Here is a 6,861-nt window from a genome sequence, read left to right on the forward strand (position 1 = left end):
TTTTTTTATCCCCGCTATCAGCCATTCTTTATCGCCAGCTACGCCAACCTATAGCAGACATTAAAAAGGCGCCCACAGGCGCCTGTACGAGCTTCTGAGGGTATCAGCAGGGACGGTGCTGGTTTTGTACCTTGGTTAACGAACCGACGCTCAGCGCCTCTTTATAATGCTTACGGCAGACCGATACGTACCGCTCATTACCGCCGATGACGACCTGCTCACCCTCATTATAAGGACGCCCCTCCTGATCGAGGCGCAATACCATGCTGGCCTTGCGGCCGCAGAAGCAGATCGTTTTCAGCTCAACCAGCTTATCTGACCAGGCCAGTAAATACTGGCTGCCGGTAAAGAGCTCACCACGAAAGTCCGTCCGCAACCCATAGCAAAGCACCGGAATATCCAGCGTATCGACAACTTCGGACAGCTCATGAACCTGTTCACGCGTCAGAAACTGGCTTTCATCCACCAGCACGCAGTGAATCGGCTTTAGCTGGTGCTCCGCCGCAATATCGTCAAATAACGAGGTCTGTGGATTATACAATCGGGCCGGCGAGGAGAGCCCGATACGTGAACTGACTTTTCCGGCGCCAAAGCGGTCATCAATCTCAGCGGTATAAACGACGGTACGCATCCCCCGCTCCTGGTAATTGTACGAAGATTGCAACAGAGCGGTCGACTTACCTGCATTCATTGCAGAGTAGTAGAAATAAAGTTGTGCCATCGGCTGCGTGACCCCAATCAAAGTGTTTTATCGCGGCGACGATTGTACCATATTTTATGCGCACAGCCGCGCTTTCAGCAGGGGTATTGTCGCGAAGCTGAAGGGCCTGCAAACCGAAAGGATTAAGAAGATGAATTGAATTTTCAGGGCCACTATTTGTACGCCCCGTTACGCTACTGGCGCGGTAACCATTGTCTTTTCGTGCTTATAGACCGGTTGCCCATGGGCTATAAGCAGGGCTGCCGGTTGTTTTATATTAAGCCTTGTAACCAAAAATGCGCTAATACTGACGAGGGTTATTTACCCATGTAAAGGATCATTTCTCTCACTGAACCTCTCAAAAAGCATACCGTCTCAATGTTTTAGCTTGCCTTCGCCTCATCGCTATAAGCGATGAAAGATGTGAAGCGGCACGGGAATTTTAACTTAAATTAATTAATTCTCGCGACAAATAACCAGTAATTTTGAATTCCTTACATTCCCCCCTATTGCACAACGCATTTTATCGCTCTATTATTAGTTCAACAAACCACCCCACAATATAAGTTTGAGATTACTACAATGAGCGAAGCACTTAAAATTTTGAACAACATCCGTACTCTTCGTGCGCAGGCAAGAGAATGCACCCTGGAAACGCTCGAAGAAATGCTGGAAAAATTAGAAGTCGTCGTTAACGAGCGCCGTGAAGAAGAAAACGCTGCCGCGGCAGAAATTGAAGAGCGTACGCGTAAGCTGCAGCAATACCGTGAAATGCTGATTGCTGACGGTATTGATCCGAATGAACTGCTGAGCACCATGGCTGCCGTTAAAGCCGGTACCAAAACCAAGCGTGCTGCACGTCCGGCTAAATATAGCTATGTTGACGAAAATGGTGAAACCAAAACCTGGACCGGTCAGGGCCGTACCCCGGCTGTGATCAAAAAAGCAATGGATGAGCAAGGTAAATCACTGGACGATTTCCTGATCTAATCTCCGTTGATCGCTAAAAAAACCCCCGCTGCGGCGGGATTTTTTTTGCCCTCAGGGCCGATATAAAAAAACCGGGAGTCGCAGATGCGCTCCCGGTTTGTGCTTTCAACCGCGCGGCGGATTACTTCGCTACCGCCGTTTCCAGCCAGGCTTTAAAATCGTCGCCCAGCGTTTTGTGACGAATACCATATTCGACAAACGCCTGCATGTAGCCAAGCTTATTACCGCAGTCATGGCTCTTGCCTTTCATATGATAAGCTTCAACCGTTTCTTTCTCGATCAGCATATCAATGGCGTCAGTCAGCTGAATTTCATCACCAGCGCCCGGAGGGGTTTTCGCCAGCAGCGGCCAGATATCGGCGCTGAGGACATAACGCCCCACCACCGCCAGGTTGGACGGCGCAACGTCAGCTTTTGGCTTCTCAACCACGCCCACCATCGGTACGCTTTCGCCCGGCTTCAGGGATTCGCCTTTGCAGTCAACCACGCCATAAGCGGTTACGTCTTCAACAGGTTCAACCATAATCTGGCTGGCGCCAGTCTCATCGAAGCGAGAGATCATCTCAGCGAGGTTATCGCGGCTCAGATCGGATTCATATTCATCCAGAATAACGTCTGGCAGAATAACCGCGACCGGCTCATCTCCCACTACCGGATGGGCGCACAGCACCGCGTGACCCAGACCTTTCGCCAGGCCCTGACGAACTTGCATAATAGTCACGTGCGGCGGGCAAATAGACTGCACTTCTTCCAGCAGCTGGCGTTTTACACGTTTTTCCAGCATCGCTTCCAGCTCAAAACTGGTATCGAAATGGTTTTCGATAGAGTTTTTCGACGAGTGCGTTACCAGAACAATTTCAGTAATTCCTGCAGCGATACATTCATTAACAACGTACTGAATTAACGGCTTATCTACCAGCGGCAGCATTTCTTTTGGAATCGCTTTGGTGGCCGGCAGCATCCTGGTGCCTAATCCCGCAACCGGGATAACCGCTTTTCTGACTTTAGAATTAAGGGCAGCCATTGAAATCTCCTGGACTGTTTGTTTTTTAAACTTCTCGTTACAAATAACGTGTCGAGTATATCAGTCAACCGCGTATTTACTGGTCTGAAAAGCTGCCGATAGCCTCGAATTAGGACTTTTACGCATAAAACTGCTCGATGTTACCACCGCTAAAGGGCAAGAGGTAATCCCGTCTGCTTAGATATAAACGCAATTGCTCATTCCGCAGACAACATTAAGCGTAAACGACCGCCAGCCCCCCAAATTTGGCACTGCCACGAGGTGCAGCGTTGGCTAATTTGGTTAAGATAAGCATCACCCAGCGTCCCCAAAGGAACGCCATTACTAATCTGAATTTGATGCTCCCCCGTATTCAGCGTGCCATTAAGTCCCGCTGACACCAGAATTAAATTTTTCAGCCCGCTGTGGTAATACCCTACTAACAGAGGGAACTGGCCCGGAAGATTTGCCTGACGCAGCAGTTGATTCACCTGTTTTAACAAACTTCCCATTTCTGGTAGCCGTTGTCCCTGGTGCGCCAGTTGCTCCTGCAGCAGACCATTAAACAACGCGCGCAGCAATAATGCTGCCAACACGCCATTATCGCCTGCGCGTGTGACATCCAGACAATAGAAAGCCAAATCATTTTCCGAAAGCGGCGCGATATCAAGTACCAGACCGGGCTTGTCTGCCGACACCAGTTGTCGATAATGAACGCGGCAGTGCGACATTTCCTGTTGCACCGGCGGCTGTAATTCCTGCAATAGTCTTGAAGCGGCGATGGGATTACTGACCAGCGCATCCCAGTCCTCAAATAAACGCTCTTCCTCTTCCACGCGCGAACTGAACATCGCGGGATAGAGACAGGCGTAAACGGTCTCGCGCAGGCGATCGAAATCTTTTACTGGCTTTAACAGCACGTCCTGGACGCCAAGTCGCAACGCTTTAGCTATATCCGCCATGTTTTCGGTGGCGGAGATCATCAGGATCGGTAACTGTTCGCCGCGGTTACGCAGCGTTTCCACCAGCTCCAGACCGTTCATTCTCGGCATAGAAATGTCGCAAATCATCAGGTCCGGATGCACCTCCGTCATTTTATGCAGGGCATCCTTGCCATCTTCCGCCTGGAAGGTTGTTGCTCCCAGCGAGGTCAGCCATCCATGCAAGAGTGAGCGGAAAACGGGTTCGTCTTCAACTATCAGAATCTGTTTTCCCGCCAATGGCTGCGTCATGATATCTCCCCTGGCTGACGATAATTCAATAGTGGCACGCTATTCTCACTATCGCCTGTCAGAATTTGCTTAAGTCAGTAACTCGTACGTCAAACGGCTGTACGCACTAAGGGTAATAATTCATCCATTTTCTTTTCTACCGCCAGTTGCCCCGCGGCAATCGCCTCTCCGGCGCGATGAAAATCAAGCGTCGAAACTTGCGGACAGTATGGCTGCAACAGGATATCCGGCGGGTCACCCGCCATACGATTGCGTTTAAGACGGTTTTCCAGTACCTGGATAGAGGTGGTCATGATCTCCATCGCCGTCGGCGTCACGGCCGTACGGCGGGAACTCATTCGCGTCAAGCGCGCGCGCAGACGAGTATGCCATGGCCCCTCCTTCTCTTCCGCTTCCTGCCGCGGCGTTTCAAGGGAGAACAAATCCTGCTGCATAAGATGGGCATCATGTTGCAGGTCGACGGCAATCACAATATCCGCTCCCATTGCCCGGGTGAGCGACACAGGAACCGGATTGACCACCGCGCCATCGACCAGCCAGTAACCATTATGCCTTACTGGCGACATTAACCCCGGCATACTGCAGGAGGCGCGAATGGCTAAATGTAGATCGCCTTCGGTAAACCACAGCTCCCTACCGGTGCTTAAATTGGTGGCAACAGCAGCAAACCGGCGCTCGCAGCGTTCAATCTCGGTGACGGGCATAATGCGGCGGTAATGATTGAATACTTTTTCCCCCCGCAGCAGTCCCCCCCGGCGCCAGGAGAGATCCATCAGCTTCAGGACATCCCAGTTGCTGAATGAGCAGACCCATGATTCGAGTGCCGGGAGTCGGTTACAGGCATACGCCGCCCCTACCAGCGAACCGATAGAACAACCGGCTACGATATCAATCTCAATACCGGCCCGCTGGAGGGCGTTGATGACGCCAATGTGCGACCATCCGCGAGCGGCTCCCGCACCTAGCGCCAGACCAATTTTAAGCTTTCTCATTAGTACTAATAACTATCCTTCCACTCTGAGCGTGGCAACATTGTCACGGCTCAGTTAACATAATGCCCTTTGGCGTAGAAGCGCCGTTACTCTTTCTTCCATGGAGGCAGTTTTGTCGCAATTATGCCCCTGTGGCAGCGCACTGGAGTATAGCTCATGTTGCCAGCGATATCTGTCCGGCGCTGAGCTTGCGCCGGGCCCGTCACAGCTTATGCGCTCCCGTTATAGCGCGTTCGTCATGAAAGACGCTGACTATCTAATCAAAACCTGGCATCCGTTCTGTCAGGCGCAGCAATTTCGCGCCGAACTGGAGAAAGGGTTTTCCCAGACCGAATGGCTGGGCTTAACCCTGTTCGCCAGTGATGAGGGGCGAGCTCCAAATGAAGGTTTTGTCAGCTTTGTCGCCCGCTTTAATGACAATAACCGCCCTGGCGCCATTATTGAACGTTCCAGATTCTTAAAAGAAAATGGACAGTGGTACTATATCGACGGGACACGACCGCTGATTGGCCGTAACGACCCCTGCCCCTGCGGCTCAGGTAAAAAATTTAAAAAATGCTGCGGCCAGTAACGCTGGCACAGCGCTTGCAAACATTACAGGATTTTCCTCGCGATGCATTCATTACAACGTAAAGTACTACGCACTATTTGCCCTGATCAGAAAGGCCTCATCGCGCGTATCACCAATATCTGCTACAAGCATGAACTCAACATTGTGCAGAACAATGAGTTTGTTGACCACCGTACCGGTCGTTTCTTTATGCGCACCGAACTGGAAGGCATTTTTAACGACGCTACTCTGCTGGCCGATCTCGACAGCGCCCTGCCTGAAGGCTCCATCCGCGAACTAAATCCGGCAGGCCGTCGCCGGGTGGTGATTCTGGTGACGAAAGAGGCGCACTGTCTGGGCGATCTGCTGATGAAAGCCAACTACGGCGGGCTGGATGTCGATATTGCCGCGGTTATCGGCAACCATGACACCCTGCGCTCGTTGGTGGAGCGCTTTGGTATTCCGTTTGAGCTGGTCAGCCATGAAGGACTGAGCCGCGAAGAACACGATCAGCGAATGGGCGATGCTATCGCCGCCCACGAACCGGATTACGTGGTGCTGGCCAAGTATATGCGCGTCCTGACGCCAGAATTTGTCGCCCGCTTCCCGAACAAAATCATCAATATCCACCATTCGTTTTTGCCGGCGTTTATCGGCGCCCGTCCCTATCATCAGGCCTATGAGCGCGGCGTGAAAATCATTGGCGCTACCGCCCACTACGTGAATGACAATCTGGATGAAGGCCCGATCATCATGCAGGACGTGATTCACGTCGATCATACTTATACCGCAGAAGATATGATGCGCGCTGGGCGCGATGTTGAAAAAAACGTCTTGAGCCGGGCGCTGTATCAGGTACTGGCGCAGCGCGTCTTCGTTTACGGTAACCGGACGATTATTCTTTAATCGACTGAGAAATGAATTGGTTAGCTTTACGGCGTTACGTGTAAAAATCAGGCAACCAGTTTATTTTTGTCAAACGAATGCTTTACAGGGGCGCATCATTTGGTATGATGCGCCCCGCTTCCCGAGAAGGAAGCAGGCCAGTACCAAGCATTACCCCGTGGTGGGGTTCCCGAGCGGCCAAAGGGAGCAGACTGTAAATCTGCCGTCATCGACTTCGAAGGTTCGAATCCTTCCCCCACCACCATTATTCACTACAGTGATATGGTTTCCCCGACAAGCGTAAACGATGTTTGCACTTAGCGGGAAGGGTAAGAACCTTCGACTAAGGTTCGACTCGAGCGCCAGCGAGAGAACGTTGCCACAGGCAACGGCCCGAAGGGCGAGGAGAGATAGCGACGAGTTATCCTTCCCCCACCACCATTCATTTTGCTGAATAGCCTACAATGTGATTTTACCCCTGGTGGGGTTCCCGAGCGGCCAAAGGGAGC

The 6,861-nt window shown here is 51.6% G+C and carries 8 protein-coding genes, 1 tRNA gene and 1 other RNA gene; 6 read left to right on the forward strand and 4 right to left on the reverse strand.

From position 1 onward, the window contains the following. Positions 1-103: 103 nt before the first annotated feature. Positions 104-721 (reverse strand): thymidine kinase, encoded by a 618-nt coding sequence (tdk, locus tag HMPREF9538_RS08250; protein WP_002910100.1) that lies wholly within the window; start codon positions 719-721, stop codon positions 104-106. Positions 722-728: 7 nt separating this feature from the next. Here tdk and HMPREF9538_RS32390 point away from each other — a divergent pair, with 7 nt between their 5' ends. Together HMPREF9538_RS32390 and hns are read left to right on the forward strand one after the other, a co-directional pair. After that, complete coding sequence (locus HMPREF9538_RS32390) at positions 729-860, forward strand: hypothetical protein (RefSeq protein ID WP_004145401.1); 132 nt, start codon at positions 729-731, stop codon at positions 858-860. A gap of 422 nt (positions 861-1,282) precedes the next feature. Beyond that, a complete protein-coding gene (gene hns / locus HMPREF9538_RS08240) occupies positions 1,283-1,690 on the forward strand; it encodes a histone-like nucleoid-structuring protein H-NS (RefSeq protein WP_002910103.1) in 408 nt (135 codons plus the stop codon). A gap of 121 nt (positions 1,691-1,811) precedes the next feature. Here the strand turns inward: hns and galU are convergent, their stop codons facing one another. From galU to rssA, 3 genes are all read right to left on the reverse strand, one after another. Next, the gene (gene galU, locus HMPREF9538_RS08235) at positions 1,812-2,714 is read right to left on the reverse strand and encodes a UTP--glucose-1-phosphate uridylyltransferase GalU (protein WP_002910105.1); all 903 of its coding nucleotides are present in this window, start codon (positions 2,712-2,714) and stop codon (positions 1,812-1,814) included. 197 nt (positions 2,715-2,911) lie between these two features. Continuing rightward, positions 2,912-3,925, reverse strand: coding sequence for a two-component system response regulator RssB (gene rssB / locus HMPREF9538_RS08230; protein ID WP_004175574.1), 1,014 nt, complete (start codon positions 3,923-3,925; stop codon positions 2,912-2,914). Between the two features lie 89 nt (positions 3,926-4,014). Continuing rightward, entirely contained in the window at positions 4,015-4,917 is a 903-nt protein-coding gene (gene rssA / locus HMPREF9538_RS08225; protein WP_002910108.1) for a patatin-like phospholipase RssA, read from the reverse strand. A gap of 112 nt (positions 4,918-5,029) precedes the next feature. Here rssA and HMPREF9538_RS0128105 point away from each other — a divergent pair, with 112 nt between their 5' ends. The 4 genes from HMPREF9538_RS0128105 (at position 5,030) to HMPREF9538_RS28880 (ending at position 6,793) form a co-directional block, all read left to right on the forward strand. Then, entirely contained in the window at positions 5,030-5,488 is a 459-nt protein-coding gene (locus tag HMPREF9538_RS0128105) for a YchJ family protein (protein WP_004189455.1), read from the forward strand. Positions 5,489-5,530: 42 nt separating this feature from the next. Further along, a complete protein-coding gene (purU, locus tag HMPREF9538_RS08220) occupies positions 5,531-6,373 on the forward strand; it encodes a formyltetrahydrofolate deformylase (RefSeq protein ID WP_004151854.1) in 843 nt (280 codons plus the stop codon). A gap of 159 nt (positions 6,374-6,532) precedes the next feature. Further along, positions 6,533-6,617, forward strand: a tRNA-Tyr gene (locus HMPREF9538_RS08215). Between the two features lie 43 nt (positions 6,618-6,660). Next, a non-coding RNA gene (locus HMPREF9538_RS28880) (RtT sRNA) lies at positions 6,661-6,793 on the forward strand. Positions 6,794-6,861: the final 68 nt, after the last annotated feature.

Source organism: Klebsiella sp. MS 92-3 (assembly GCF_000195655.1).
GTDB lineage: Bacteria > Pseudomonadota > Gammaproteobacteria > Enterobacterales > Enterobacteriaceae > Klebsiella > Klebsiella pneumoniae.